Origin of the sequence: Bradyrhizobium sp. (assembly GCF_052389815.1) — a bacterium.
Classification (GTDB): Bacteria; Pseudomonadota; Alphaproteobacteria; order Rhizobiales; family Xanthobacteraceae; genus Bradyrhizobium.
Genome location: NZ_JBQTHN010000030.1, coordinates 84,413 through 109,688, shown reverse-complemented (window position 1 = coordinate 109,688; position 25,276 = coordinate 84,413). Strand labels below are relative to the sequence as shown.

At 64.2% G+C, this 25,276-nt stretch carries 26 protein-coding genes; 14 read left to right on the top strand and 12 right to left on the bottom strand.

Annotation, left to right across the window (positions count from 1 at the left end):
- The first annotated feature begins 311 nt into the window (after positions 1-311).
- The 4 genes from ACT4OC_RS07080 (at position 312) to ACT4OC_RS07065 (ending at position 4,351) form a co-directional block, all read left to right on the top strand.
- Entirely contained in the window at positions 312-845 is a 534-nt protein-coding gene (locus tag ACT4OC_RS07080) for a 2,4'-dihydroxyacetophenone dioxygenase family protein (protein WP_444838253.1), read from the top strand.
- A gap of 9 nt (positions 846-854) precedes the next feature.
- Positions 855-1,904 carry a 2,3-butanediol dehydrogenase gene (locus ACT4OC_RS07075; protein WP_444838252.1) on the top strand — a complete coding sequence of 350 codons (1,050 nt, stop codon included), beginning with the start codon at positions 855-857 and terminating at the stop codon, positions 1,902-1,904.
- A gap of 157 nt (positions 1,905-2,061) precedes the next feature.
- Positions 2,062-3,036 (top strand): helix-turn-helix domain-containing protein, encoded by a 975-nt coding sequence (locus ACT4OC_RS07070; RefSeq protein ID WP_444838251.1) that lies wholly within the window; start codon positions 2,062-2,064, stop codon positions 3,034-3,036.
- A 439-nt stretch (positions 3,037-3,475) separates the two neighbouring features.
- Positions 3,476-4,351 (top strand): universal stress protein, encoded by an 876-nt coding sequence (locus tag ACT4OC_RS07065; RefSeq protein WP_444838250.1) that lies wholly within the window; start codon positions 3,476-3,478, stop codon positions 4,349-4,351.
- 142 nt (positions 4,352-4,493) lie between these two features.
- On the opposite strand, the gene phnN is transcribed toward ACT4OC_RS07065, so the two are convergent.
- Genes phnN through phnG form a run of 8 tightly spaced genes read right to left on the bottom strand, consistent with a single transcriptional unit; the run spans position 4,494 to position 10,791 of the window.
- Entirely contained in the window at positions 4,494-5,078 is a 585-nt protein-coding gene (gene phnN, locus ACT4OC_RS07060; protein ID WP_444838249.1) for a phosphonate metabolism protein/1,5-bisphosphokinase (PRPP-forming) PhnN, read from the bottom strand.
- Positions 5,075-6,232, bottom strand: coding sequence for an alpha-D-ribose 1-methylphosphonate 5-triphosphate diphosphatase (locus tag ACT4OC_RS07055; RefSeq protein WP_444838248.1), 1,158 nt, complete (start codon positions 6,230-6,232; stop codon positions 5,075-5,077). The genes phnN and ACT4OC_RS07055 overlap by 4 nt, the downstream gene beginning before the upstream one ends.
- A gap of 12 nt (positions 6,233-6,244) precedes the next feature.
- Positions 6,245-6,943 (bottom strand): phosphonate C-P lyase system protein PhnL, encoded by a 699-nt coding sequence (gene phnL, locus ACT4OC_RS07050; RefSeq protein WP_444838247.1) that lies wholly within the window; start codon positions 6,941-6,943, stop codon positions 6,245-6,247.
- Positions 6,944-6,951: 8 nt separating this feature from the next.
- Positions 6,952-7,746, bottom strand: a complete 795-nt coding sequence (gene phnK, locus ACT4OC_RS07045; protein ID WP_444838246.1) for a phosphonate C-P lyase system protein PhnK — start codon at positions 7,744-7,746, stop codon at positions 6,952-6,954.
- A complete protein-coding gene (locus ACT4OC_RS07040) occupies positions 7,739-8,623 on the bottom strand; it encodes an alpha-D-ribose 1-methylphosphonate 5-phosphate C-P-lyase PhnJ (RefSeq protein WP_444838245.1) in 885 nt (294 codons plus the stop codon). The genes phnK and ACT4OC_RS07040 overlap by 8 nt, the downstream gene beginning before the upstream one ends.
- Positions 8,620-9,720, bottom strand: a complete 1,101-nt coding sequence (locus tag ACT4OC_RS07035; RefSeq protein ID WP_444838244.1) for a carbon-phosphorus lyase complex subunit PhnI — start codon at positions 9,718-9,720, stop codon at positions 8,620-8,622. Before ACT4OC_RS07035 ends, ACT4OC_RS07040 begins: the two co-directional genes overlap by 4 nt.
- 3 nt (positions 9,721-9,723) lie before the next feature.
- A complete protein-coding gene (gene phnH / locus ACT4OC_RS07030) occupies positions 9,724-10,329 on the bottom strand; it encodes a phosphonate C-P lyase system protein PhnH (RefSeq protein ID WP_444838243.1) in 606 nt (201 codons plus the stop codon).
- Positions 10,330-10,332: 3 nt separating this feature from the next.
- Positions 10,333-10,791, bottom strand: a complete 459-nt coding sequence (gene phnG, locus ACT4OC_RS07025) for a phosphonate C-P lyase system protein PhnG (protein WP_444838242.1) — start codon at positions 10,789-10,791, stop codon at positions 10,333-10,335.
- Positions 10,792-10,907: 116 nt separating this feature from the next.
- Between phnG and phnF the strand changes: the two genes are divergently transcribed.
- Positions 10,908-11,636 (top strand): phosphonate metabolism transcriptional regulator PhnF, encoded by a 729-nt coding sequence (gene phnF / locus ACT4OC_RS07020; protein WP_444838241.1) that lies wholly within the window; start codon positions 10,908-10,910, stop codon positions 11,634-11,636.
- A gap of 24 nt (positions 11,637-11,660) precedes the next feature.
- On the opposite strand, the gene phnE is transcribed toward phnF, so the two are convergent.
- The 3 genes from phnE to phnC all read right to left on the bottom strand — a co-directional run bounded on the left by phnE (position 11,661) and on the right by phnC (position 14,621).
- Positions 11,661-12,494 (bottom strand): phosphonate ABC transporter, permease protein PhnE, encoded by an 834-nt coding sequence (gene phnE / locus ACT4OC_RS07015; RefSeq protein WP_444838240.1) that lies wholly within the window; start codon positions 12,492-12,494, stop codon positions 11,661-11,663.
- A gap of 43 nt (positions 12,495-12,537) precedes the next feature.
- Positions 12,538-13,653, bottom strand: coding sequence for a phosphonate ABC transporter substrate-binding protein (gene phnD, locus ACT4OC_RS07010; protein ID WP_444838239.1), 1,116 nt, complete (start codon positions 13,651-13,653; stop codon positions 12,538-12,540).
- Positions 13,654-13,718: 65 nt separating this feature from the next.
- Positions 13,719-14,621, bottom strand: coding sequence for a phosphonate ABC transporter ATP-binding protein (phnC, locus tag ACT4OC_RS07005; protein ID WP_444838238.1), 903 nt, complete (start codon positions 14,619-14,621; stop codon positions 13,719-13,721).
- Between the two features lie 325 nt (positions 14,622-14,946).
- Here phnC and ACT4OC_RS07000 point away from each other — a divergent pair, with 325 nt between their 5' ends.
- The 3 genes from ACT4OC_RS07000 to ACT4OC_RS06990 all read left to right on the top strand — a co-directional run bounded on the left by ACT4OC_RS07000 (position 14,947) and on the right by ACT4OC_RS06990 (position 18,152).
- A complete protein-coding gene (locus ACT4OC_RS07000) occupies positions 14,947-15,612 on the top strand; it encodes a transferase hexapeptide repeat family protein (protein ID WP_444838237.1) in 666 nt (221 codons plus the stop codon).
- Positions 15,613-15,749: 137 nt separating this feature from the next.
- A complete protein-coding gene (locus ACT4OC_RS06995) occupies positions 15,750-16,475 on the top strand; it encodes a DUF1045 domain-containing protein (RefSeq protein ID WP_444838236.1) in 726 nt (241 codons plus the stop codon).
- Positions 16,476-16,577: 102 nt separating this feature from the next.
- A complete protein-coding gene (locus ACT4OC_RS06990) occupies positions 16,578-18,152 on the top strand; it encodes an alkaline phosphatase D family protein (protein ID WP_444838235.1) in 1,575 nt (524 codons plus the stop codon).
- 42 nt (positions 18,153-18,194) lie between these two features.
- Here the strand turns inward: ACT4OC_RS06990 and ACT4OC_RS06985 are convergent, their stop codons facing one another.
- Positions 18,195-19,133: a LysR family transcriptional regulator gene (locus ACT4OC_RS06985; RefSeq protein ID WP_444838234.1), complete on the bottom strand. Its 939-nt coding sequence runs from the start codon at positions 19,131-19,133 to the stop codon at positions 18,195-18,197.
- A 165-nt stretch (positions 19,134-19,298) separates the two neighbouring features.
- Here ACT4OC_RS06985 and ACT4OC_RS06980 point away from each other — a divergent pair, with 165 nt between their 5' ends.
- The 6 genes from ACT4OC_RS06980 (at position 19,299) to ACT4OC_RS06955 (ending at position 25,247) form a co-directional block, all read left to right on the top strand.
- Entirely contained in the window at positions 19,299-20,450 is a 1,152-nt protein-coding gene (locus ACT4OC_RS06980; protein ID WP_444838233.1) for an ABC transporter ATP-binding protein, read from the top strand.
- 22 nt (positions 20,451-20,472) lie between these two features.
- Entirely contained in the window at positions 20,473-21,387 is a 915-nt protein-coding gene (locus ACT4OC_RS06975) for a carbohydrate ABC transporter permease (RefSeq protein ID WP_444838286.1), read from the top strand.
- The gene (locus ACT4OC_RS06970) at positions 21,384-22,220 is read left to right on the top strand and encodes a carbohydrate ABC transporter permease (protein WP_444838232.1); all 837 of its coding nucleotides are present in this window, start codon (positions 21,384-21,386) and stop codon (positions 22,218-22,220) included. Before ACT4OC_RS06975 ends, ACT4OC_RS06970 begins: the two co-directional genes overlap by 4 nt.
- A gap of 29 nt (positions 22,221-22,249) precedes the next feature.
- Positions 22,250-23,530: an ABC transporter substrate-binding protein gene (locus ACT4OC_RS06965; protein ID WP_444838231.1), complete on the top strand. Its 1,281-nt coding sequence runs from the start codon at positions 22,250-22,252 to the stop codon at positions 23,528-23,530.
- A 71-nt stretch (positions 23,531-23,601) separates the two neighbouring features.
- A complete protein-coding gene (locus tag ACT4OC_RS06960; protein ID WP_444838230.1) occupies positions 23,602-24,426 on the top strand; it encodes a phosphodiesterase in 825 nt (274 codons plus the stop codon).
- On the top strand, positions 24,423-25,247 hold the full coding sequence (locus ACT4OC_RS06955; RefSeq protein ID WP_444838229.1) for a phosphodiesterase: 825 nt from the start codon (positions 24,423-24,425) through the stop codon (positions 25,245-25,247). Before ACT4OC_RS06960 ends, ACT4OC_RS06955 begins: the two co-directional genes overlap by 4 nt.
- Positions 25,248-25,276 lie beyond the last annotated feature (29 nt).

The window sequence follows — 25,276 nt, the reverse complement described above, 5'->3', positions numbered from 1 at the left end:
ACACAAACGAGTTGCACGCCGCTCCCCGATGTCCTGGCGCCACGCTCCCTCCTGCTTCGTTTTCCCCCTCACCCTTCGCCCTCACGGCGAAGCCGTCGCCACCTTGCATCTGCGAAGTCGCCGATTCAGAGCGGCGATCTGCAGCAGAATTCAGGCTTCTTAACTGAAGCAACCCGGGTTGTCCCTGCCCGGGGAAGGGTAAGTCGCTGTCAGCAAACCGATGTGTCCCTGTGGATCAAGCCGCGCGCAACAGTGCCGCCGACATTCGTGCAACAGTGATCGGGACAATTGAATTCGAGAGGAGGATTCCGATGCCTGAGGCGGCAACAACCGAGTTCTGGAAGATCATCAAGCCAATCGAGAAGGTCTTTCAGCCGGACGCACAGCCTGAAGTCTACATCCACAATGCTCCGATCGACGACGAACGCTACTATGTGCCGTTCACCGAAACCGTCTCAACTCGCCCCCTCTGGATCTCGCCTTCGCAGAATAGATGGTGCGATATCCTGATGGCGAAGAAGGCGGGGCTGGTGAATCGCCACTACCATCCCCATCAGGTTTTCGCCTACACGATATCGGGCAAATGGGGGTATCTCGAGCACGACTGGACAGCGACCGCAGGCGACTTCGTTTACGAGACTCCCGGCGAGGGACACACGCTCATAGCGTACGAGAGCGACGAGCCCATGCGGGTTCAGTTCAATGTCACCGGGCCACTGATCTGGCTCGATGAGAAGGGCGATCCGGATGGATATTTCGATGTCCATATGTACATCGATTTGGCACGCAAACATTACGAGAAAGTCGGCATCGGAGCAGCCTATGTCGATAAGCTGATCCGCTGAGGGCTTGTCGTGCAACACCGTCAGTTTTCCGCGGCAGTATGGTACGGAGCGCGCGACGTCAGGGTGGAAACTCGGCAGAGCGCAGCTCTTTTCGCGAAAGAGTTGCGCATCAGGGTCGCAAAATGCGGGATTTGTGGGAGCGACCTCCATGAATACGTCAACGGTCCTCACGCTATTCCGGTAACGGAGGAACACCCCCTTTCCAAGCGAAAGGCGCCAATCATTCTGGGGCATGAATTCTGCGGGACCGTGGCCGAAGTTGGAAGCGAGGTTACCGGTTTCCGCATAGATCAACGTGTAGCGATCGAACCGGAATACCGGTGTGGGTGCTGCGATGCTTGTCTACGTGGAGAGTACAATCTGTGTGTATCCATGGGGTTTGCCGGGCTGATGGGCGACGGTGGCATGGCCGAAGAGGCCGTGATCCCCGCCTACATGGCTCACCCCTTGCCGGATGAGGTGTCCTTTACCCAAGCTGCAGTTCTCGAACCGGCGGCGGTTGCCTTACATGCAGTCCGACGGAGCGGTTTGGGTCCTGGAATGCGTTGCGCCGTGGTGGGCGCCGGCGCCATTGGCCTGTTGATCGTCCAACTCGCCAAGGTCGCGGGAGCGCGCGAAATTGCGGTCAGCGATCTAACCGATGCACGTCTGCAACTGGCAAGTCGCCTCGGCGCGACGCTTACGGTAAATACTCACGACCAATCCCTCTCCGATCACGTACGGGACGTCGACATCTCCTTCGAAGCGGTCGGCGTGCAGTCCGCACTCACAAGTTCATTCAACGTCCTGCGAAAGGGAGGACGTCTCGTCCTCGTCGGACTGTTCGGCAAGCCGCCGACGATCGACGCTTTCCGTCTCGTCAACCGCGAGATTGATCTGGTCTCGAGTGTCGGCTACCGGCACGTCTACACGGATCTCATTGCCCTCGTCGCTGGCGGAGTGTTCGATCCCTCTCGCATCGTGACGCGCGAAATCGAGTTGGGCGACGTCGTTCGGGGTGGCTTCGAACGTCTGTTGAACGATCCAGCAAACATCAAGATACTCGTAGATCAGGAGTAAGGTCCCCGCCCTGCTCCAGGCCGCGGCCGGAGCACCGCCAGTTGTATCCCTGCCGGCTGCCAACCTTGAAGGCAGGCCGGAGGGGCTGCATTGCCGTTGAAGCGGTCTGCCCGACCGGCTAGCATGTTGGAAAACATGGCTAAGATCGGGAGGGGGCATGCAAGCACTTCGCCTTGCAGAGCGGCGCCGGGTGGGCGGGACGATCAAATTCGATACAGCGGCCGTTCCGGCGCGCCGTCGAATTAGCTTCTGGGAAGAAAAATGCGCCGACCGGGTCGTAGGGCTTCGATGCACATCGCTCGAGCCAACCGGGCTTAAAGCGCAGTTTCAGTACGTCGAGCTTGGAGCGACCAAGCTAATCGATATCGCGGGGGGCCAGCACGTCGTCGAGCGCACCCCGGAACTGGTCCGCAAGATCGAAAAGGATGCGGTTTTTCTCATTCTGCTGGTCCGCGGCAAGGCCTTCATCAACAGGGCCAACGACTGTCTCGTACTCAACGAGGGAGACTGCGTTCTATACGATACGAACCGGCCGTACATGCATGGTTTCCCGGGTGAGATGCGGCACGTCATATTCGAGGTTCGCGGCGAGGATTTCCGACAGCGCTTTCCGGCTTGGGATCTAACGAAGACATTTTGCCTTGACGCTTCGCTCGGCGCGGGCCGACATGTATCCGCCACCCTGCGGAAGATCCTGGCTCGGCATCATCCGTTCAGCGAAGTCGGCGGGCTCGATCAGATAGTAGAAGCGGAAGTCTGGAATGGGTTGGAACTTGCCTACGCGACCACGAGAAGCGAATGCACCAACTACCAGCTATTGATGATCAACCGAATCAAGCAGTTCATACTCGCCAATCTTCGCGATCCCAACTTGAGTCCTCAGCTGATAGCCGACGAGGTCGGACTGGGTGTGCGCCAAGTCCATCGGCTCTTTGGCCAAGAAGCGGAATCTCTCTCTGAAACGATTATCCGGTTGCGTCTACAACGATGCAAAGAGCATCTTCTGAGGCGCGATCGTCTGAGGGCACCCGTCTCGGAAATTGCCTATCATTGGGGTTTCAAGAGCCTCGCGCACTTTTCTCGGAAGTTTCACGAGCAGTTTGGATGCACTCCTTCAAAGATTCGCTCTTGATCGTGAAGCGCTGCGGAGCACCGCACCAGAAGCGCTGATTTTCGTTGCCTGCTGCCATGGTTTATGGCTCGGGATCAGAAACTGAAGGGCTCAGTGCGCAAATGATTCCCGCTTCTCATGCAATGGCCGAGCTCCCCCCGCCACGCCTTCCGACCACGACTGGATTCAGACACGCGACATGTCGTAGATTTGGCTACATTATCGCAAGCAAAGGCCGCACAGAGCGGTGCGCTTGTCGTCGAACGGCCCATCAACGGTCGACCCGCTTCGCAACATCCGCTGAACCGATAGCGGCCCCTATCGCGAAGTCGCGCTTTACCCACACCGGACATCGATGACCAAAGTCGGCAACTGGAACCTGCTGGTCTCCGGAACTTTGGGGTGATTCCGGGAGTTATGAATTGGGCGGGATTGCGCGGCGGCATCGGAGGAGGCTCTCATGAGTATCAAGCGAATCCTGGTTCCACTTCCCGGCTCGGCCAGTCACTCCGGTCAAATTGAAACGGCTCTGTCTGCCGCGAAGGCGTTGGGGGCTCACGTCCAGGCACTGTTCATCAGCGAGCCGCCACCGCCGCCGGTCACGCGTGGCGGCCTAACGGTCGCCGAAATGGGACGAACGGCGACCGCCGCGGTGAGCTGGCACGCCGAGGAACGGGAGCGAGCTGCGCGGGATGCGCGCGAGGTTTTCGCGCAAGCCTGCGCGGTAGTCGGCATCCCGATGCTATCGGCGAGCGACGAGCCCGGCAGCCCGCTCGCGGCATCCTGGCGCGAAGCCGAGGGATCGTATGTGGAAATCGCGGTGCGACGGGCCGCTGCCTTCGACCTAATGGTCGCCGCAAGCGCCACTGTGATGGAATCGCTGATGGCCATTGCCGAGCAATCGCTGCTGCAGACCCGTCGCCCCGTGCTGTTGGCGCCGGCTCGCCTGCAGAATGATCTGACCGACAGCGTGATGATCGCTTGGGACGAGAGCCCGGAATGCTGGCACGCGGTCTCGGCTTCCATACCGTTCATGCAACTCGCCAAATCAGTGCAGGTCATAAGCGTTGATCGGGCCGCCAGCAATCGCCAAGCCTCACAGGCCGAGCTGCTTGCCTATTTGCGCTGTCATGGCATCGGTGCGACCGCGCAGGTGGTTGCACCGGAATTGCGCTCGGTGGGCGATACGCTGCTCGCAGCGGGGGCAGAGCATGAAGCCGGCCTGCTGGTCATGGGCGCCTATTCCCATAGCCGCCTGCGCGAGATGCTTCTGGGCGGGGCCACGCGCCACATCCTTAAGAACGCTTCGGCGCGCCCCGTTCTCTTGGCGCACTAGCTCTCGTCACGAGCGCAATCCCAGCTCGGGTTGCCGCTGACGAGTGACCGCGCAAGGCAGGCTGTGCTGTTCGCCCTGGATCGCCCGGTTGTCCGATCGTCGGGATGACCGTCATGGCCCTCTCCGCACAGCGTGCCCGGTCTCACTCGCTTCTGCCGATGATGCGGAGCAACTGGCGCGCATGATATTCGGCGCTGGAGACATTGACGATGGCGGCGTCAGGCTCGATATCCTCGACGCTGCGAGCCAGCCGCCGCGCGATGTTGCCGTCGGTTCCGCGGCTGCGCATCGCGAGGCGCCGGGCAAGCACGTCCGCAGGCGCGGTGATCGAAACCACCACGACATTGGCGTAGGCCCGGCGCAACGCCGGGATCACGGTCCGCGAGACGTTGGCGACCACGGTGCGGCCGGCGCGGATGTCGTCGTCGATGCCGCGCGGCAGGCCGTAGGCATGGCCATGCGCTTCCCAATGGACGGCAAAGGTGCCCTGCGCTCGCGCCACGCGAAACGCGTCCAGGCTCATCTGCTCGTTGTCTTCGGCGCTGGAGGCTTCGCGCGTCACCACGCGACGCGCGAACACGATGCTGGAATCTTCGGCGCAGGCGGCCCGCGCAAGGCCCAGCAGCGTATCCTTGCCGGCGCCGCTCGGGCCCACGACCAGCACCAGCCTGCCGGGTCCGATCGCCGTGGCGGCGTGCGGTTCGCAGATCGACGGCGCCTCGCTCATGCCACGCGCCGCCCTTCCCGCCAGACGCTGCGCACGACCGGGATGTCGCGGGCAACATGTACGCGGATGATATCCGCACGCTTGCCGGTTGCGATCTCGCCGCGGTCGGCTAACCCCACGGCTTCGGCGGGCGTCTTCGTCACCGTGCGCACGGCGGAGGCGAGATCGATCGCCGGCACGTCGCGCGGCAGCTGCAGCGCCGCCATCAGCAGGCTCGAAGGGATGTAGTCCGAGGAAAGGATATCCAGCAGGCCCTCGCGGGCGAGATCGACCGCGGCAATGTTGCCGGAATGCGAGCCGCCGCGCACCACGTTCGGCGCGCCCATCAGGATGTCGATATCCGCCTCGTGCAGGCCGCGCGCAGCCTCCATCGTGGTCGGAAATTCCGCCACCGCCACACGATCGCGGATCGCATCCACCACGTTCTCCTCCGTCGTGTCGTCGTGGCTCGCAAGCGGAATCCCGTACCGATGCGCGAGCGCGACGATCGCGCGCATATTGGTCGCGGCATAGGCCTTCTGATAGGAAAACCGCCGCGCGAACAGCACGTCAAGCTCGGCGTCGGTCATGCCGCCGCTCTTGCCGCGGTAATAGTCGCGCAGCTTCACCTCGTCACGGAACTGGCGCTGGCCGGGCGTGTGGTCCATCAGCGACATCAACCGGACATCAGGTCGGTCGATCAGCTCCTTCGCTTCCTCGACGACGTCGGGCATCGGGATCTCGCAGCGCAGATGCAGGAAGTGATCGGCGCGCAGCAGGTCCGCCTCGCGCGCCGAAGTGATGGCGGCGGCAAGCACGCCCGCACGGCCATCGACATCCTCCGCGCCGTCCTCGCGCCAGACGCGCAGGGAATCCAGCACGGTGGTGATGCCGGAGGTGGCGAGCTGGCCATCGTAGGAGACGACAGCTGCCGTCGCGTCCCAAAATACCTTGGGGCGCGGCACGTAGTGTGCCTCGAGGTGATCGGTGTGCAGCTCGATCAGGCCGGGCATCACGAGGTCGCCGCGGGCGTCTTCGCTGCCGGCGGGCGCCTTGCCCTCGCCGAATTCGGCGATGCGACCGTCGGCAAGCGCGATCCAGCCCTGCTCGATCACGCGATCGGCAAGAACCAGGCGGGCGTTGCCCAGAACGGTTTCGGACTTCGTCGAAGTCATTTCAGTCTTCCCTCATCCCGCCGCGGCGAAAGCCGTCACGTCGACGACGCGATCGGCGATTTCCCGGCGGATTTCATCGTCGTGGACGATCGCAACCATCGCGACGCCCCTGCGCTTCTTTTCGTCGATCAGCTCGACGACAACGGCACGATTAGCGGCATCGAGCGACGCGGTCGGCTCGTCGAGCAGCAGGATCGGATAGTCGGTGACAAAGCCGTGGGCGATGTTCACGCGTTGCTGCTCGCCGCCGGAGAAGGTCGAGGGCGGCAAACGCCACAGCCGCTCGGGGATGTTGAGACGGCGCAGAAGCAGGCCTGCGCGCTCGCGCGCGTCCTCCCGGGTGACGCCATTTGCAATCAGAGGCTCGGCGACCACGTCGATGGTCGCCACCCGCGGCACCGCGCGCAGAAACTGGCTGACATAGCCGATCGTGGAGCGCCTGACGCCGAGCACCTGGCGCGGCTCGGCTCTTGCCAGATCGATCACCGCACCCCGATGGCGGATGCCGATACGGCCGCCGTCGCAGCGGTAGTTGCCGTAGATCATCTTCAGGATCGACGATTTTCCCGCCCCGGAAGGGCCGGACAGCACGACGCATTCGCCAGCGTCGACGCGAAGGGACACGCCGCGCACCACGGGCAGCTCGATGCCGCCCTGCAGGTGCATGGTGAAGGTCTTCTCGGCGTTTTCGAGTTCGATCATCGAGGTCATCGCAACGCTCATGGCGGCAGGATCGAGGAGACGAGCAGTTGCGTATAGGGCTCGCGAGGGTCGTCGAGCACCTGGTCTGTCAGGCCGGCCTCGATCGCTTGCCCGCCCTTCATCACCATTACGCGATGCGACAACAGGCGTGCGACCGCGAGATCGTGGGTGACGATGACGGCGGCAAGGCCGAGCTCGCCGACGAGGCCGCGCATCAGGTCGAGCAGGCGGGCCTGCACCGACACATCGAGGCCGCCGGTCGGCTCGTCCATGAAGACGAGGCGCGGCTCGGTGACGAGGTTGCGCGCGATCTGCAGACGTTGGCGCATGCCGCCGGAATAGGTTCGCGGCGCATCGTCGATGCGGGAAGTCTCGATCTCGACGCGCTCGAGCCAGTTCGACGCCGCCTCGCGGATGCGGCCATAGTGGTTCCAGCCGACCGCCATCAGTCGTTCGCCGACATTGGCGCCGGCGGAAACCGCCATTCGCAGGCCCTGCGCCGGGTCCTGATGCACAAAGCCCCAATCGGTGCGGAACAGGAAGCGCCGCTCGGCCTCGCCCAGCAACGCCAGGTCGCGCAGCACGCCGTCGCGCATGCGGTAGGAAACGCGGCCCGCGCTTGGGCTTAGCTGCGCCGACAGCAGCTGCAGCAGCGTCGACTTGCCGGAGCCGGATTCACCGACCACTGCCAATACTTCGCCGGGATAGAGCGCAAAGGAGATGTCGCGGCAGGCCGTCAACCGCCCGTAGTTCTTGCCGAGACCTTCGGCAACCAGCAGCGGCTCGTCGTTCCCGGCCAAACGCTCAGCCATGCGCCCTCTCCTTGTGCGGAGCCGCGCTCTCGGTGCCGCAATGGCCGGCCGCCTGCCGGCCGTCGCAGTAGTCGGTATCGGAGCAGACGAACATCCGGCTGCCCTTGTCGTCGGTGACGATCTCGTCGAGATAGGAATCATCCGCCCCGCACAACGCGCAGGGTGCGTCGAATCGATAGCGTGTGAACGGGTGATCCTCGAAGTCGAGCGACGCCACCCTGGTGTGCGGCGGGATGGCGTAGATCCGCTTCTCGCGGCCCGCGCCGAACAGCTGCAGCGCCGCGCAGTCGTCCATCTTGGGATTGTCGAACTTCGGCGTCGGCGACGGGTCCATCACATATCGCTCATTCACCCTGACCGGATAGGCGTAGGAAGTCGCGATGTGGCCGAAGCGCGCGATATCCTCGTACAGCTTGACATGCATCAGCCCGTATTCGCCGAGCGCGTGCATACGCCGCGTCTCGGTCTCGCGCGGCTCGAGAAAGCGCAGCGGCTCGGGGATCGGCACCTGATAGACCAGCACCTGGCCCGCATGCAGCGGCGCCTCGGGAATACGGTGCCGGGTCTGGATCACGCTCGCCTCTGCGGTCGAGGTCGTGGTGGCGACGCCTGCGGTCCTGGCGAAGAATTTCCGGATCGAGATCGCGTTGGTGGTATCGTCCGAACCCTGGTCGATCACTTTCAGGACGTCGTCGGGACCGAGGATCGCCGCGGTGACCTGCACGCCGCCGGTGCCCCAGCCATAGGGCATCGGCATTTCGCGGCTGGCGAACGGCACCTGATAGCCGGGAATCGCGATCGCCTTCAGGATCGCACGGCGGATCATCCGTTTTGTCTGCTCGTCGAGATAGGCGAAATTGTAGGCCGTCGCGCTCATTCCGCGGCCTCCTGCATCGGCTCGGCGCCCGCGGCCTCAAAGAATTCCGCACGAAGCTTGCGCAGCAGGCCAAGCTCGGACTGGAAGTCGACGTAATGCGGCAGCTTGAGATGCTCGACGAAGCCGGTCGCCTGAACATTGTCGGAATGCGACATGACGAATTCCTCGTCCTGTGCCGGCGCGGCGATATCTTCCGCAAGCTCGCGCGCGCGCAGTGAACGATCCACCAATGCCATTGACATGGTCTTGCGCTCGCTCTGCCCGAAGGCGAGACCATAGCCGCGCGTGAAGCACGGCGCTTCCGTGGCCGAGCCCTTGAACTGGTTGACCATCTGGCATTCGGTCATCGCAATCGCGCCGAGCGGTACGGCAAAGCCGGCGTCCTCGGCGACGAACTCGATCTCGACCTCGCCGAAGCGGATTTCGCCGGCAAAGGGATGGCTGCGGCCGTAACCGCGCTGGGTCGAATAGCCGAGCGCGAGCAAAAAACCCTCGTCGGCGCGGGCAAGGTTCTGCAAACGCAGATCGCGGTCGGCCGGAAAGCCGAGAGGCTCGCGGGTGAGATCGCCGACCGGCGTATCGGCATCCATCGGCGGCGAGGACTCGATCAGGCCGTCGCGGCCGAGAATATCGGTCACGCGCGGCATCGGCATCAGCGGTGCAGCGGTCGCGGGTACCTCGGGCGCGCCGCCTTCCGCCAGTTGCGGATCGAGCAGCCGATGGGTGTAGTCGAAGGTCGGCCCGAGCACCTGGCCGCCCGGAATGTCCTTGAAGGTCGAGGAGATACGGCGGCGCACCTGCATGGTGCCGGTATCGACCGGCTCGGTCGCCCCGAGCCGCGGCAACGTGGCACGGAAGGCGCGCACCAGGAAGATCGCCTCGATGAGGTCGCCGCGCGCCTGCTTGATGGCGAGCGCCGCCAATTCACGGTCGTAGAGCGACCCCTCGGTCATCACGCGATCGACGCCGAGGGCGAGCTGCTCGGCGATTTGCGCCAGCGAAATCTCCGCCACGCCGCGATCGCCGCGGCGCTCATGCGCCAGCAGGCGATGGGCGTTCTCGATGGCGCGCTCCCCGCCCTTGACGGCGACATACATGGCTCAGGCTCCATGCGCGGCGAGCCGCGTGGTTCTGGGGATCGCGACAACGGCGTCGTCATGCACCAGCACGACGTCGATGCCGCGCGGGAACAGGACCGCATTGATGGCGAGCCGCTCGAACAGGCCTGCCGGGAGCGTCGTCTGCAACAGCGCGGTGCCGTCGATGCCGGGACCGGTCAGCTCAAAGGCCGGCCCCGCGGTGACGCTGTCGACCTGCAGGATCAGCGTGGTGGAGCGGTCGGGATACTCGTTGCTCCCCAGGGAAAAGCGATCGAGCGGCGGCAGCTCCTGCGGGTCGCCGATCACGGCGAAGTGGCTTGCGGCGGTGTCCGCGACGACGGGCGCGCTGGTGTGGAATTTCAGCCATTTGCCGACATCGGGGGTCGCCGACATCGCGCGGTCGAGCCAGACCGGCGTGTCGTGATCGAACAAGGTGAGGGCAATCGCGGCCGTGCCGGGCATCATGGGACCGGGCGTTCCAGCCGCCGCCCGGACGCGCTGCACGCTCCCCGGGCGCGCCATCGCGTCCATCACGGAGCGGAAGGTGGATTGCGCGGACAGGACCTTTTCCGCAAAACCCGCCGGCATTTCAGCGACCGTCACCATCGCTCACCCCTCGCCGCGCACCATCGTATAGAAATCGACCCGCGTCGCCGCGGCCTCCGCGGACTTGCGACTGCGCGTCGCCAGCATCTGCTCCCGCAACGGCGCCAGCACAATCGCCTCCACTGCCTCGGCGTCTCGTGACTGCACCATGGCGTCGCACAGCGCGATCATCCGCGCCTTCTCGAGATCGCGGCCGAGCGTGTAGCCGAAGCCCACTTCGCCGCTGGCAAGCCGAACGGCCGCGCGAGACACCGTGGCTTCGCCGAGGTTGAACGGAGCCCCGTCGCCGCCGATTCTTCCGCGCACCATCACGAGTCCGTTTTCGGGTTCGCGAAGATCGACATATTCCGGCAGTTCGATCGCTTTCAGGCAGCGCTCGATCTCCTCGCCGCCGGCACTCGCAAGCACCGTCATCGCGGCCTTGCGCCGTACGTTGATGGCCTCGTCGGCGATTGCGCCCATTGCAGCCTTGCCGTCCTCAAGTTGTCTATGCTACTAGACAACTTAGATACCGACGCTGCATGAAGCTTTCGTGACAGGCCGATGATTTTCCCGGTTCGCGCTCGAGACGACGCGCCATGACGACGACCGACATCGCCTCCGGCGTGGCGCTGTGGCGCCAGGTGGCTGACGGCATCGAGCGTGACATCGCGGACGGCCGCTTTGTCGCCGGCGAAAAAATGCCCGGCGAAATGGAAATCGCCGAAACCTATCGCGTCAATCGCCACACGGTACGCCGCGCGCTCGCGGCGCTGGCCGAGCGCGGACTGGTGCGCGCCGAGCGCGGCAGCGGCACCTATATCGAGGCCCCTCGCCTCGCCTATCCCCTGCGCTCACGCACGCGCTTCTCCGAGATCGTCGGCGCCGGCGGCCGAGAGCCGCGCGGACAGTTGATCGAGGCGTCGGAGGAGATCGCCAGCCGCGATCTGGCGCGCGAGCTGGGATTGAAAGCCGGCGCGCCGCTGATCCGCATCGAGGCGCTACGCCTTGCCGACCGCACGCCGATCTGCATCGGCACGCACTGGCTATCGGCGGAAAGATTTCCCGACGCGGGCCGCGTCTATGCCGGCGCGCGCTCGATGACCAAGCTGCTGGCGCATTACGGCATCCGCGACTATCGCCGCGCCTCGACGCGGATCACCGCCGGGATCGTCGATGCGACCGATGCCGCGCGGCTCGACCTCGCGCTCGGACGCCCGATCCTCGTGGTCGATTCCACCGACGTCGATGCCGAAGGCCGGCCACTGATCACCAAGCGGGTGCGCTTCGCCGCGGAAAGGGTTCAGTTTCTGGTCGAGAGCACCTGAAGATCGGCGATTTTGCGCGAACGATCAAACCAGCGCCTTACGAATGCGGGCGCTGACGAGATCGAGCACGATCACGGTGACGACTACAATAATGATCTGCGCGGCCGTATCGGAGTACTGGAAACTACGGATGCTCTCGTACAGGGTCTGGCCGATGCCGCCGGCACCGACGATGCCGAGCGTCGTCGCCGAGCGCACGTTCGTCTCCAGCCGGTAGAGCGTGAACGAGCTCCACAGCGGCAGCACCTGCGGAATGACGCCGAAGATCACTTCCTGCGTGCGCACCGCGCCGGTCACGCGAATGCCCTCCACCGGCCGCGGATCGACCGCCTCGACCGCTTCGGAGAACAGCTTGGCAAACACACCGAGATTATGAACGAAAAGCGCCATCACACCGGCGAACGGACCCAAACCCACCGCCACGACGAACAACAGCGCGAACACGATCTCGTTGATCGCCCGGCAGGAGTCCATCAGTCGCCGCACGGGCTGCACGATCCATGCCGGACATACATTGACCGAACAGAGAATTGAGAACGGAATGCCGAACACGACTGCCAGGGCGGTGCCCCAGATCGCGATCTGGATCGTCACCACCATGTCGGCGAGATATTGTTGCCACTCGTGGAAATTCGGATGGAGAAAGGCACTGCCGAACTCGGCCATGTTGCGCCAGTCGGTGAATAGCGCCGACGCACGGAACATTTCGGCCGGAGCCCAGCTCCAGGCCAGCAGGCCGAAAACGAGCGCCCAGCCCAGCCAGCCACGCACCCGTCGTGCCAGGGGATAGTGCGGGATTGCAGGCTCTTCGGCCTGTCGTAGCGGCCGGTTTTCGATGGGTGCGACGGTGTCTGTCATGGCATTACGACCGAGGGGCGCCAGGCGGCGCCCCTCGCCAGCGTCAGTTGGTTGGCGCGGTCGCGGCGTTCGCCGCGAACTCGCCGATCAGCTTCTTGAGCTTGGCCTGATCGTTGGCCTTGTCAGCCTCGTTGAACTGCGCGACCTGTCGCATGAGTGCGCCCTTCTCGGCCTTATCGGCCGCTGCCTGGTACGCCTTGATATCGGCCTCGAGCGGGGCGATTTTTGCGGCTTTCGCTTCCGCCGACAGCTTCGCATCACCCTTGATTTTCATGATCGACTTGTTCGCTTCAAGGACGCGGATCGGAAGCAACTGGTCGTTCGACGACGGAATGAACGGCGCCCATTGCAGACCCGCCATGACCTTCTTCGCGGAAGCGATCTCTTCCGGTGTTCCGATCCGACCATAGCTCAAGAGCCAGGTGTAGAGCTTGGTCTTGACGTCCACGGCCAGATCCTTGCGCCAGACGAGCGGATCGCTCGGAATGAGCGGCGAGGTCCAGATCACGCGGATATTCTTGCGGGCTTCCGGAGCAGTGACTTCCAGGCGGCGCAGGCTTTCACTGTTGTTCGTCGCGGCTTCGACCTGCTTGTTCGCCACGGCCATGCCGTTCGCCTCATGCGAGGCATTGCGAACCGTCTTGAAGCAGGCCTTCGGATCGACGTTCTTGGCAGCAAAAATGTAGCTCGTCGGGACAAGAAAACCCGAGGTCGAGTTTGGATCGCCGATGCCGAAGTCGATCGACTTGTCGCATTTGAGGACGTCATCCAGATTCTTGTGCGGCGAATCCTTGTGGACGATGAGATGCGACCAGTAACCGGGGTTGCCGTCCGAATCGACCGACTTGGAAAAAATCTCGCCGTCCGAACGGTTGACCGCCTCCATCGCCGACTTGTTGCCGAACCAGGCCACCTGTACCTTCTTGAAGCGCATCGCTTCGATCACGCCGGCATAGTCCGAAGCGTAGAAGGCGTTGACCTTGAATCCCGTTCCCTTGGCCATCGCGTCGAGGAAGGGCTGCCAGACGGTCTTGAGGTTGGTGCTCGCTTCGGTCGCGATAATGCCGAAATTGAGTTCAGTCGTCTCGGCGCGGGCAACGTTGGCCGTGATGCCGGCCGCCGCGGCCAAGGCCATGCCGGTCAGAGCTAGCTTGCGCATATCGCTTCTCCTGGTTGAATGCGTTGCATTTCCTGGTGACGTCAAGAACGAGTCCGCGCCCGTTGTCAGGCGGACAGCCGTTCGATCTCAAAAGCCGGCAGCTTCGCCGGCATGCGTACCCCGGACAATCCGTCGCCGTCCTGGCGTTCCTGCCGCGTTCGCGCGTCGAACGAGGGCAGAAACAGCTCCTCGGACTCGGCACCGTAGATTTGATTGAGGAAAGCCGGTGTCAAAGCGCAGGACGGACCGTCATAGGCGACCTTGCCGGCCTTGAGCGCGATCGTGCGCGCGCAATACTTCAGGGCGTATTCGACCTGATGCAGCGAGATCAGCACCGTCAGCCCGTCATCGCGGTTCATGTCCGCAAGCAGATCCATGACGCGACGGGCGGAGGCGGGATCGAGCGAGGCGATCGGTTCGTCCGCAATCAACAGCTCGGCCCCCTGGACCAACGAACGCGCGATGGCCGCGCGCTGCTGCTGGCCGCCGGAAAGGTCGCTGGCGCGCTTCAGCGCATGTTCGGCGATTCCGACCCGCGCCAGCGCCTGCATGGCGACGCGCTTGTCGTCCGAACTGAACAGACCGAATGTTCCGCGCAGAACCGGCAATCGGCCCAGCAGGCCGAAGCAGACGTTGGTGAGCAGCGAAAGCCGCGGCACGAGATTGAATTGCTGGAAGATCACGCCCATGCGCACCCGCAGGCCACGATTCCTGTTGAGGCGACCGTCCTGCTGGATCGGCTGGCCCATCACTTCGATACGGCCGGCCGCGCCGCCAGTGCGGCCACCGTCGATCGGCGTCAGCCCGGCAATCGCGCGGATCAATGTCGATTTGCCCGAGCCTGACGCACCGATCAGCGCTACCATTTCGCCGCGCCGCAGCGACAGCGTGATGCCGTCGAGAACCGGCACGCCGCGGTGGTACGACTTCGAGACGTCTCTGGCATCGATCATCGCAAGCGATGTCAAAGCGGTACCCTCCTCGTGCATCTGCTGCCGTCGTCGCTAACAATGGTCTGTGACAGTCAGATGAACCAACGGATGGTTTTCAACGCTTTCCGCGGCTGCTTCGCAGCGCTCACCACCTCATTGGCCTGGCGATGCAGGAACGACGGCCTCATGGCGAGAACGATGCTCGTTGCATCGCCAACGCCTGTCCGAGCGCTGCGCAGCGGCGACCATCCACATTGCCGTCCACCGTCTTGCCGTCCACCGTCACCGAAGCGTCACGACATCGTCATCAAGCCCACTGATGACGAGACCCGCCGATATCGCTCGCGCAGGGAATATCCGGATGGCCGGCAAGCAGCTCTCAGTTCAACCGACCGTCAACCCTACCGCCTCGTTGAGCGACTGCAAGCTCGGCGCCTACTGCGAGGTCGGCTCCCGCACCATGCTCCTTGCAGTGACGATGGGCGACTACTCCTATGTCGTGAACGACTCGCAGATCACTTACACGACGATCGGCAAATTTTGCTCCATCGCAGCGATGACACGGATCAATCCGGGCAATCACCCGATGCAGCGCGCCTCACAGGCGCATTTCACCTACCGCGCCAACGCGTATTTTGCCGGCGAAAGCGACGAAGCCGAATTTTTTGCCTGGCGGCGCAAGCATCACGTCCATATCGGCCATGACGTGTGGATCGGCCATGGCGCGGTGGTGCTGCCGGGCCGCAACGTCGGCACAGGTGCCGTCGTCGCAGCGGGCGCAATCGTCACCAAGGACGTGCCGGCCTACACCGTCGTCGCCGGCAATCCGGCGCGGCCGATCAAGCGCCGGTTCTCGGAAGCCGTCGCCGGCCGCCTTGCCGATCTCGGCTGGTGGGACTGGGACCACGAGATGCTGCGCCGTGCGCTGCCCGATTTCAGGAAGCTCGCGATCGAGGACTTCCTCGACAAATACGAGGCAGCCTCCGCCGGATCTGGTCACGGCAAACGACGAAGTGCGACGTCGTGACCGACATCGTCATTGAACGCGTTCTGCTCGGCGACGAATTTGCGGATACGCTGCAGGTTGCCGGCCGCGTGACACGGGCGGCGCCGACCTCGCGCCAGGCGGTTGCCGCGGCCTGATGCGCCGCTACAGTCCCAGCGATGACGAATTTCCCGCGCTATGCAATCTACTTCGCCGCCGAACCCGGCAGCGCTCTCGACCGTTTCGGCGCGGAGCTGCTCGGCTATGACGCGCATCGCGGCATCGACGTCACTTTCCCGACCGGGATGGGGCTTCCTCCCGATTGGCGCGAGATGACGCATGACCCGCGCAAATACGGCTTCCACGCTACCTTGAAGCCGCCAATGGCGTTGCAGGCCGGCAAGACCGAAAGCGAGCTGATCGCCGCTTGCGCCGGCTTCGCCGGCACGCCACGCGCCATTCCTGCGATCAAGACCGTCATCGACAGCATCGCCGGCTTCGTTGCGATCTTGCCCGCCGCACCCTGCTCCGAACTCGAAAGCCTCGCGGCCGACTGCGTCCGCCAGTTCGATTCGTTTCGTGCGCCGCTGACGGAACAGGATCGCCTCAGGAGAAACGCTGCGGGGCTGACGGCACGGCAACGCTTCTATCTGGATCGTTGGGGATACCCGTATGTCTTCGACGAGTACCGCTTTCACATGACGCTGACCGGCCGGCTGGATGCCGATCGGCGGGCGTCCGTCCTGGCGATGTTGCAGGACCGCTTTCCTAATGCCGGCGCGAGCGTGCTGGCCATCGACAGCATCGCGCTGTTCCGTCAGGAGGAAGCTGGTCGACGGTTCCGTGTCATCGGACGCTGGCGGCTCCAGCGTAGGTCGGGTGAGCGCAACGCGCTGACGCAGTGATCCCAGCATATCGGTTGCGAGTCATCCGGCTGTCGCAAAACCTTCCGGGAACGGTCAATCGATGCAGGCATCCTCCGCCGCGATTCGGCGAGGGCTTGCAGAATGGCGATTGCGACACCTGACCGGCGCGGGATGACCCGTCGCCAACTGCTGGTCCGGTCGGCCTCGACAATTGCTTCCGCGGGGCTCGGCAGCATCGCGAAACCCTATCTCAGTCGGGCCGCGGACCGCCCGCAAATCGCGTGCGGGATTCAGTCCGGCGATGTCTCGGCCGATTCCGCGGTTGTCTGGGCACGCGCAGATCGCCCTGCACGGATGATGGTGGAATGTTCGACGGTCGAGAGCTTCGCCAGCATCGTCCACGCCGCCTCGGTCGAGGCGTTGCCTGAAAGCGATTTCGTTGCCAAGCTATCGATCGAAGGCCTGCCTCCGGGCCAGGACATCTTCTATCGCGTTCGCCTCACCGACCTGGACGCCGGCATTGCCGGACAGACACAAATCGGTCATTTCCGGACCGCGCCCGGACGAGGCAGATCCATCTCCTTCGTCTGGTCCGGCGATACCGCGGGCCAGGGTTGGGGCATCGATCTCTCGCGCGGCGGCATGCGGACCTATCGCACCATGCTGAACAATCGTCCGGACTTCTTCATCCATTGCGGCGACCACATCTATGCCGACTGCCCCATCGAGCGGGAACTGAAGCTGCCCGACGGCGGCATCTGGCGCAACATCGTGACGGAAGAGAAATCCGCCGTTGCCCACAGCCTCGAGCAGTTCCGCGGAAACTACAAATACAATTTCCTCGACGAGAATTTCCGCGCTTTCCACGCCTGGGTGCCGATGCTGGCGCAATGGGACGACCACGAAGTGACGAACGACTGGTCGCCGCTCGGGACTGTCGACGCGACGGGCCATGCCGAAGACGGCAGCTCGCTTCTGGTGGCGCGCGCCCGCCGCGCCTTCCACGAATTCATGCCGATCCGCGCGATTGCCGAACAGGACGGCCGCGTCTACCGCAAGGTCTCCTATGGGCCGATGCTCGACGTCTTCCTGATCGACATGCGCAGCTATCGCGATTCCACCTGGAACAACCGGGACGACCGCAGCGAAACCTGCATTCTCGGCGCAACACAGCTGGCCTGGCTCAAGCGGGGGCTGGCGACATCCGATGCGACCTGGAAGGTGATCGCGGCCGACCTTCCGATCGGGCTGTTCAGCGAGGATGCGATCGCGCTCGGCGACGGACCGCCGGAGCGGCGGGAGCATGAAATCGCCAACCTGCTGTCCTTCATCAAGCGGGCCGGCGTCCGCAACATAGTCTGGCTCACTGCCGACATGCACTACACGGCTGCTCATCACTACGATCCGAGCCGTGCCGTATTCACGGATTTCGAGCCTTTCTGGGAGTTCGTGTCCGGCCCGCTGCATGCCGGAACGTGGGCGCCAGGCCAGCTCGACAACACTTTCGGGCCGAAGCCGATGTTTCAGAAGGGCTGCCAGGGTGAAAACCTCGCCCCCTGCTTCGGGCTGCAATTTTTCGGGCGCGTCGACATCGACGGCCGGACGGGCACGATGACCGTGAGTCTGAAAGACGTCGACGATACCTCTCTCTGGTCGATAGACCTCGCGCCGCAACCGGACACCCGGCCTGGCCTGCTCGTCGCCCGGCACATCTGAGCCGTCGGCGTCCACGCCTGAGGGCCGTCGACGGCGGGAATGTCACGGCGGCGGAACGAGGTTCGGTCCTTTCGCCGCCTGTGTCGAGAAGCCGGTGGTTTCCCCATAAGGCGACATCCGGTACGCGTGGAAGAACAAATCCACCAGCCGGCCCCGCTTGCCGGACAGGCAGAAGATGTATTCCGGCGTTTCCGCTTCCATTTCCGCAATCACGACCTTTGCGATCCGATCGACGCGGCTCGAGCCGTGCTCCCAGCCGAAGCCGATGCCGAGCCGGTTGGCGACCGCCTCCAGCATGCCCTCGCGCGTATTGACCACAATCGCCGGCGTCGGACGCAGCGCTGCGGCACGGAATGCCTTGTCCACGGCACGTTGGGCAGAGGAATCGCGGGAGCGAAACACCAGCGAATGCTCCATCAGGCCCGCTATCGCCATCGGCGTCCGGCCCACCAGCTCATGGCCGGGATGGCAAATCGCCACCACGCGCTGCTGGATGCAGGCCTCGCGCCGGAAGCGGTTGTCGTCGGGCACCTCGGGCAATACGGCGACATCGACGCGCTGGTCCACCACCGCGGCGACGATCGTCGACCAGCTGCCGATCTCGATATTGATCTGGACCTTCGGAAACAACTTTCGGAAAGTCGCGACCAGCAGCATGCCGGGCATGGCATTGCCGAGCCCGACACGCAGCTCCCCTCCCGAAACTTCATCGCGCTGCTGCAGGATGGCGAGCGCCTCGACCTCTATCGACTGCACCTTGTTGGTCGCGGCATATAGCCTGCGACAAAGCGTCGTCGCGATCAGCGTGTGACCGTGGCGATCGAACAACGCCACATCGTATTCGGCCTCGAGCTCGCGCACGAGCTGGGCCACCGCAGGCTGCGAAACTCCTAGCCGGCGTGCGGCGGCGGCAAATGTGCCGGTCTCGAACACCGCGTTGACGGCGCGCACGCGCGACCATGTCAGGGCCACCGCAGACATTCCCAGGTTGCGGCCCATGCCCCGAGGTTTCGAACACGGCCAAAAGCATTTCCTTGGTCCAGCATAAGAATGGCCTTTGAACGTTATGTGACTGTCAGACCGCCAGCCTAACCCTGTGTGCAAGGCAACGAATGCAGCCCGGCACACGGGGACAGGTACGGGGCAATGGCGCGGATTGAACTCAGCGGTATTCGCAAGTCCTTTGACGCCACCGAGGTGCTCAGGGGCGTCGACCTCACGATCGAAAACGGCGAATTCCTTTCGCTGGTGGGTCCCTCCGGCTGCGGCAAGTCCACCTTGCTCCGCGTCATCGCGGGCCTGGAGCCGCAGAGCGCCGGCAGGGTGACGATCGATGGCAGCGCGGTGGACGGCGTCCGTCCCAGCGCGCGCAATCTGGCGATGGTGTTCCAGTCCTATGCGCTCTATCCGCATTTGAGCGCCTTCGACAACATGGCGGTGCCGCTGCGCATGCGCCGCCTCTCCACCGCCGAGCGCCTGCCGCTGCTCGGTAGTCTCCTGCCCGGCCGGCGGCGCCAGGAACGGAGCATTCGCGCCGACGTAGACAAGGTTGCATCCCAGCTCGAGATTTCGCACCTGTTGCAGCGCAAGCCCGCACAATTGTCCGGCGGCCAGCGCCAGCGCGTGGCGGTTGGACGCGCCATGGTGCGCCAGCCCGTGGCGTTCCTGTTCGACGAGCCGCTGTCGAATCTCGACGCCAAGCTGCGCGTACACATGCGCAGCGAGCTCGCGGAGCTGCATCGCAGCCTCAAGACGACGTTCGTGTACGTCACTCACGACCAGGCCGAGGCGATGACCATGTCGAGCCGGCTGGCAGTGATGATCGGAGGCGAGCTGGTGCAGGTCGGCAGGCCCGCCGAGATCTACGACAACCCCCGCGACGTCAGGGTCGCCGAATTCGTCGGCAGCCCGAAGATCAACATGCTGCCGGGCCGCGTCCGCGACGACGGCCGAATCGAGGCTCTCGGCCAAGTTATCCGGCTGGCCAGTTCTCACCCGCCCGGCAATTGCCGCATCGGGATCCGTCCCGAGCGGATCGTGCTCGGCAACGGTCCTTTCTCGGGTACCGTCATCCACACCGAGAACATGGGCGCGGAGGCTTTCGTGCATCTCGGTCTGAACGGCACCGATGCGCGGGTGGTCGCGCGCGTCAACGACGTCAGGCGATTGCCCGATGTCGCGAGCCACGTCCCCTTCAACTTCACCGCCGACGCGGTCCGCGCCTTCGACAGTGCCGGAAAGCGCATCGACGTCACGGTGGAGCAGGTCGAGCGGGCAAGGGAGCGCGCCATTGTCTGACAGCGCAGCCACCATCGGCGGCATGGCCATCCGCGCTCCCGTCGAGCGTCGGGCCGAGGCACGCCGTGGCCGGCTATCGCTGGCGCCGTACGGGCTGATGGCGCCCGCCTTGACGCTGATGCTGATGATGCTTCTCGGCCCGCTGGCCGCCGTAATCGCGCTGTCCTTCACCGACTACCAGCTTGGCGCGCCGAACCTGTCGTGGATTGGACTGGCCAATTACCACGAAATGTTCATCGACAAGGTGTTCTGGACCTCGCTGCGCAACACCCTGGTCTATGTCGGCGTCGTCGTGCCCGGCGCGGTCACCACGGGCCTTGCCATTGCGCTGCTGATCCAGAGCGGCGCCAGCCTGCGCAGCCTCTATCGCACCATCTACTTCCTGCCGGTCATGGCAACGCTGATCGCAATGGCCGTGGTGTGGGAATTCATGCTGCATCCGCAATTCGGCCTGGTGAACGGGCTGTTGCGCGAGCTCGGCGTCGCCGGTCCGAGCTGGCTCCAGGATCGCGGCACCGCGCTCTATGCGCTGTGTGCGATCGGCATCTGGCAGGCGGCAGGCTTCAACATGGTGCTGTTTCTTGCCGGCCTCGTCTCCATCCCGAAGCAGCTCTACGAGGCCGCGGAGATGGACGGCGCCTCCAGCGCCTGGGCGCGCTTTCGCCTGGTGACGTGGCCGCTGCTGCGGCCGGTGACGACTTTCGTCGTCGTGATCTCGGGTATCCGCTCCTTCCAGGTATTCGATACCGTGCACGTCCTGACCAAGGGCGGCCCCTCGAAGTCCTCCGAGGTGCTGATCCACACCATGTACACGGAAGGATTCGAATTCTTCCGATCCGGCTACGGCGCCGCGCTCACCGTGGTGTTCCTGGTCTTCATCCTGCTGCTCACCCTGGTCAAGTCGAGGCTCGCCGATCGCGGCGTGCAATACGCATGATGGCGCCGACGAGAAATGGTGTATGGGCGGCGATCCGCCATATCCTCCTGATCGCAGGCGCGATCGTGATGCTGCTGCCGTTCGTCTGGATGATCTCCACAGCATCGAAGCCGCCGTCGGAAGTGTTCTCCAGCGAGTTGCATCTCATTCCGCGCCAATTCGCGCTGTGGGACAATCTAGAGATCGCGTTCGCCAAGGCCAATCTCTGGCGTTTCCTGCTCAATGGCGTCATCGTCACGGTGTCGATCTTCGCGCTGCAGGTGCTGGTCGCGCTGCCCGCGGCCTATGCGCTGGCCAAGCTGCGCTTCATAGGCCGCAACGCGCTGTTCGCGCTGGTGCTGTTCGGCATCCTGATCCCGCCGCAGGCCACCGCCATCCCGGTATTCCTGCTCCTGCACAAGCTCGGCGTGCTCGACAGCTACGCGGCCCTCGTCCTGCCCTTCACGATCTCCGTGTTCGGCATCTTCCTGATGCGCCAGTTCTTCCGCAACGTGCCCGACGATCTCGTCGATGCGGCGCGGATGGACGGCATTTCCGAGTTCGGGATTGTCTGGCGGGTGATGCTGCCGGCCGCGATCCCTGCGGTGACCGCCTTCGGCATCTTCTCCGTCGTGGCGCACTGGAACGACTATTTCTGGCCGCTGATCGTGCTCAACAGCGAGCACCTGCGCACCCCGCCGCTCGCAGTCGCGCATTTCCGCAATGCCGAGGCCGGAACCAATTACGGGGCGCTGATGGCGGCGGCCATGGTGATCATCGCGCCGCTGCTCGTTGCCTTCCTGTTCGCCCAGCGCCGTTTCGTCGAAGGCATAGCGCTGACCGGAATCAAGTGATGCGTCGTCTCAAACAGAGGGAGTCTTCAATGCTTAAATCGTGGATCGCGGCAGCCGCCCTGTCGCTGGCGGCGAGTGCGGCGCTGGCGCAGGCGCAGACCGAAATCGTCATGCAATACCCCTATCCGGAACTGTTCGCCGAGACGCACAAGCGCATCTCGGCGGAATTCGCGAAGGTGCAGCCCAACATCAAGGTCACGGCGCGCGCGCCCTACGAATCCTACGAGGACGGGACGCAGAAGGTGCTGCGCGAGGCGGTTACCAACCAGATGCCCGACGTGAGCTTCCAGGGCCTCAATCGCGTCCGCGTGCTGGTCGACAAGAACATCCCAGCGCAGCTCGACGGCTACATCGCCGCCGAGAAGGACTTCGACAAGCAGGGCTTCCACCAGGCGATGTTCGACATCGGTACGGCGAGCGGCAAGGTCTATGCCCTGCCCTTCGCGATCTCGCTTCCGATCGTCTATGTCAACCTCGACCTCGTCAAGCAGGCCGGCGGCGATCCCGCCAACCTGCCGAAGACGTGGGACGAGCTGCTCGCGCTCGCCAAGAAGATCAAGGAGCTCGGCAGCGACATCAACGGCGTCACCTACGCCTGGGACATCACCGGCAACTGGCTGTGGCAGGCCCCGGTGTTCTCGCGCGGCGGCACCATGCTGAACGCCGACGAGACCAAGGTCGCCTTCAACGGACCGGAGGGGCAATTCGCGATCCGCATGCTCGCCCGGCTCGTGACCGAGGGCGGCATGCCCAATCTCGACCAGCCTGCGATGCGCGCGGCCTTCGCCGCCGGCAAGACCGGCTTCCACGTCACCTCGACCTCCGACCTCAACAAGGTCACGCAGATGGTGGCGGGCAAGTTCGCGCTGAAGACCCACACCTTCCCCGACGTGGTGTCGCCGACCGGCCGCCTGCCGGCGGGCGGCAACGTGGTGCTGATCCTCTCCAGAGACAAGGCCAAGCGCGACGCCGCGTGGGAAGTGGTGAAATTCTGGACCGGTCCGAAGGGCGCGGCGATCATGGCGGAGACTACCGGCTACATGCCGCCGAACAAGGTCGCCAACGACGTCTACCTGAAGGATTTCTACGTCAAGAACCCGAACAACTACACCGCGGTCAGCCAGCTGGCGCTGCTGACCAAATGGTACGCCTTCCCCGGCGACAACGGGCTGAAGATCACCGACGTGATCAAGGACCATCTGAACTCGATCGCAACCGGTGCGCGGGCAAAGGAGCCGGATGCGGTGCTCGCGGACATGACGGCTGACGTACAGAAGCTGCTGCCGAAGACCACCGGCGCAGCGCGCTGAGCCTCTGCGCGCATCTCACGGCAACGGCAGGGCGCCACAAGCGCCCTGCTTTTCATTCACGCGAGGCTGCCATGAAACTCATCCATATGAGCGACATCCACCTGACCGCGCCGGGCGCGACCATCGGCGGCCGCGACCCGCGCAGGAATTTCGAGCGCGCGCTGGCGCATGTTCTGCGCGACCATCACGATGCCGAGCTGATGGTGATTACGGGCGATCTGTCCGACTGGGGTGACCGCGAGGATTACCTTTGGCTCAAGGCGCAGCTGGATGCGTTCCCGGTTCCGGTGCGCCTGTGCATCGGCAATCACGACAACCGCGCCGCCTTCCTGGACGTGTTCCCCGATCTCGCGGATGAGGGCGGGTTCGTCCAGGGTATCCACGACACGCCTGCGGCGCGCTGCCTGTTCCTCGACACCAACTATGCGCAAACTCATGCGGGTCGGTATTGCGCCGGTCGCCTGCGCTGGCTCGCCGCAAGGCTCGACGAGCATGACGGACCGCTCCTGCTGTTCATGCACCACAATCCGATGCCGGTTCACCTGGCGCCGCTCGACCGGATACGCTTGCTTGACGATACCGCCTTCCGGGAACTGGCGGCCCGCCACAGGAGCCGCATCCGGCATATTTTCTTTGGCCATTGCCATCTTCCGCTGGCGGGATCGGTCGCCGGCATTCCCGTGTCATCGCTGCGCGGCACCAACCACGCGAGCTATCCGTTGTTCTCGGAAACGGTGATGCTGAGCGCATCGGACCTGCCGGAGTCATACGGCGTCGTCTTCCTGGGCGATGACTACGTCACCGTCCACATGGTGGAGTTCGGCTATGGCGGCCCGATCCGCGTCGAAGGCTCGCCCGACTACCAGGACTGGAACCGGGAGACCATGGCCCGATGAAATTCGTCATCCTTACCGATACCCATTTCGTGGCGCGCGGCCGCAGGATCTACGGCCTCGATCCGGCCGAGCGGCTCGCGGCTGCGATCGAGGCCATCAACCGCGATCATCGCGACATCGCTTTCGTCATCGTCACCGGCGACCTCGCCCATTGGGGCGAGGACGCAGCCTACGAAAATCTCGCCGGCGTGCTTTCCAGCCTGCATGCGCCGACCAATCTCTTGATGGGCAATCACGACAGGCGCGACGCCTTCGCCCGCTACTTCCCGGGCGTGAAGCGCGACGCCGCAGGCTTTGTACAGGCCATGCAGGTGTTCGACGAGGCGACGATCGTCACGCTCGACACCCTGAACGAGGCAGCGCCAAATCACGAAGGGCTGCTCTGCGCTGCACGCCTCGATTTCCTCGAGCATGCACTGCTCGCTGCGCCGGAGGACCGGCCGCTGCTGCTGTTCCAGCACCATCCACCGTTCGGCACCGGCTTGCGTTACATGGACACGATTCGGCTGGCCAATCCGCAAGCCGAATGGGAGGTGATCGCACGGACGAGGCGGCCGGATTACCTGTTCATGGGCCATCTGCACCGGCCGGTCGCCGGTCTCTGGAACGGCATCCCCTTCCACATCCAGCGGGCGCTGGCGCACCAGGTAGCCTTCGACCTCGAGACCGAGGGCCACATCCCGGGCTCGCACGAAGCCCCGGATTATTCCGATGTCGGCGTGAGCGACGGGCAGATCGTGATCCACCAGTGCTCGTTCACGTACGCCGGTCCGCGGTTCTCCCTGCACGACAAGGCCGCCCTGGATGGCATGCTCGGTTGACCGCGCCGCCGAGCGTGAGATCCTTGCTT

Bases quoted from the DNA above. Each gene is read 5' to 3' on its own strand.
- ACT4OC_RS07080 (WP_444838253.1), top strand. From the start codon at position 312: ATGCCTGAGGCGGCAACAACCGAGTTCTGGAAGATCATCAAGCCAATC.
- ACT4OC_RS07070 (WP_444838251.1), top strand. From the start codon at position 2,062: ATGCAAGCACTTCGCCTTGCAGAGCGGCGCCGGGTGGGCGGGACGATC.
- ACT4OC_RS07065 (WP_444838250.1), top strand. From the start codon at position 3,476: ATGAGTATCAAGCGAATCCTGGTTCCACTTCCCGGCTCGGCCAGTCAC.
- phnN (WP_444838249.1), bottom strand. From the start codon at position 5,078: ATGAGCGAGGCGCCGTCGATCTGCGAACCGCACGCCGCCACGGCGATC.
- ACT4OC_RS07055 (WP_444838248.1), bottom strand. From the start codon at position 6,232: ATGACTTCGACGAAGTCCGAAACCGTTCTGGGCAACGCCCGCCTGGTT.
- phnL (WP_444838247.1), bottom strand. From the start codon at position 6,943: ATGACCTCGATGATCGAACTCGAAAACGCCGAGAAGACCTTCACCATG.
- phnK (WP_444838246.1), bottom strand. From the start codon at position 7,746: ATGGCTGAGCGTTTGGCCGGGAACGACGAGCCGCTGCTGGTTGCCGAA.
- ACT4OC_RS07040 (WP_444838245.1), bottom strand. From the start codon at position 8,623: ATGAGCGCGACGGCCTACAATTTCGCCTATCTCGACGAGCAGACAAAA.
- ACT4OC_RS07035 (WP_444838244.1), bottom strand. From the start codon at position 9,720: ATGTATGTCGCCGTCAAGGGCGGGGAGCGCGCCATCGAGAACGCCCAT.
- phnH (WP_444838243.1), bottom strand. From the start codon at position 10,329: ATGGTGACGGTCGCTGAAATGCCGGCGGGTTTTGCGGAAAAGGTCCTG.
- phnG (WP_444838242.1), bottom strand. From the start codon at position 10,791: ATGGGCGCAATCGCCGACGAGGCCATCAACGTACGGCGCAAGGCCGCG.
- phnF (WP_444838241.1), top strand. From the start codon at position 10,908: ATGACGACGACCGACATCGCCTCCGGCGTGGCGCTGTGGCGCCAGGTG.
- phnE (WP_444838240.1), bottom strand. From the start codon at position 12,494: ATGACAGACACCGTCGCACCCATCGAAAACCGGCCGCTACGACAGGCC.
- phnD (WP_444838239.1), bottom strand. From the start codon at position 13,653: ATGCGCAAGCTAGCTCTGACCGGCATGGCCTTGGCCGCGGCGGCCGGC.
- ACT4OC_RS07000 (WP_444838237.1), top strand. From the start codon at position 14,947: ATGGCCGGCAAGCAGCTCTCAGTTCAACCGACCGTCAACCCTACCGCC.
- ACT4OC_RS06995 (WP_444838236.1), top strand. From the start codon at position 15,750: ATGACGAATTTCCCGCGCTATGCAATCTACTTCGCCGCCGAACCCGGC.
- ACT4OC_RS06990 (WP_444838235.1), top strand. From the start codon at position 16,578: ATGGCGATTGCGACACCTGACCGGCGCGGGATGACCCGTCGCCAACTG.
- ACT4OC_RS06985 (WP_444838234.1), bottom strand. From the start codon at position 19,133: ATGTCTGCGGTGGCCCTGACATGGTCGCGCGTGCGCGCCGTCAACGCG.
- ACT4OC_RS06980 (WP_444838233.1), top strand. From the start codon at position 19,299: ATGGCGCGGATTGAACTCAGCGGTATTCGCAAGTCCTTTGACGCCACC.
- ACT4OC_RS06975 (WP_444838286.1), top strand. From the start codon at position 20,473: ATGGCCATCCGCGCTCCCGTCGAGCGTCGGGCCGAGGCACGCCGTGGC.
- ACT4OC_RS06970 (WP_444838232.1), top strand. From the start codon at position 21,384: ATGATGGCGCCGACGAGAAATGGTGTATGGGCGGCGATCCGCCATATC.
- ACT4OC_RS06965 (WP_444838231.1), top strand. From the start codon at position 22,250: ATGCTTAAATCGTGGATCGCGGCAGCCGCCCTGTCGCTGGCGGCGAGT.
- ACT4OC_RS06960 (WP_444838230.1), top strand. From the start codon at position 23,602: ATGAAACTCATCCATATGAGCGACATCCACCTGACCGCGCCGGGCGCG.
- ACT4OC_RS06955 (WP_444838229.1), top strand. From the start codon at position 24,423: ATGAAATTCGTCATCCTTACCGATACCCATTTCGTGGCGCGCGGCCGC.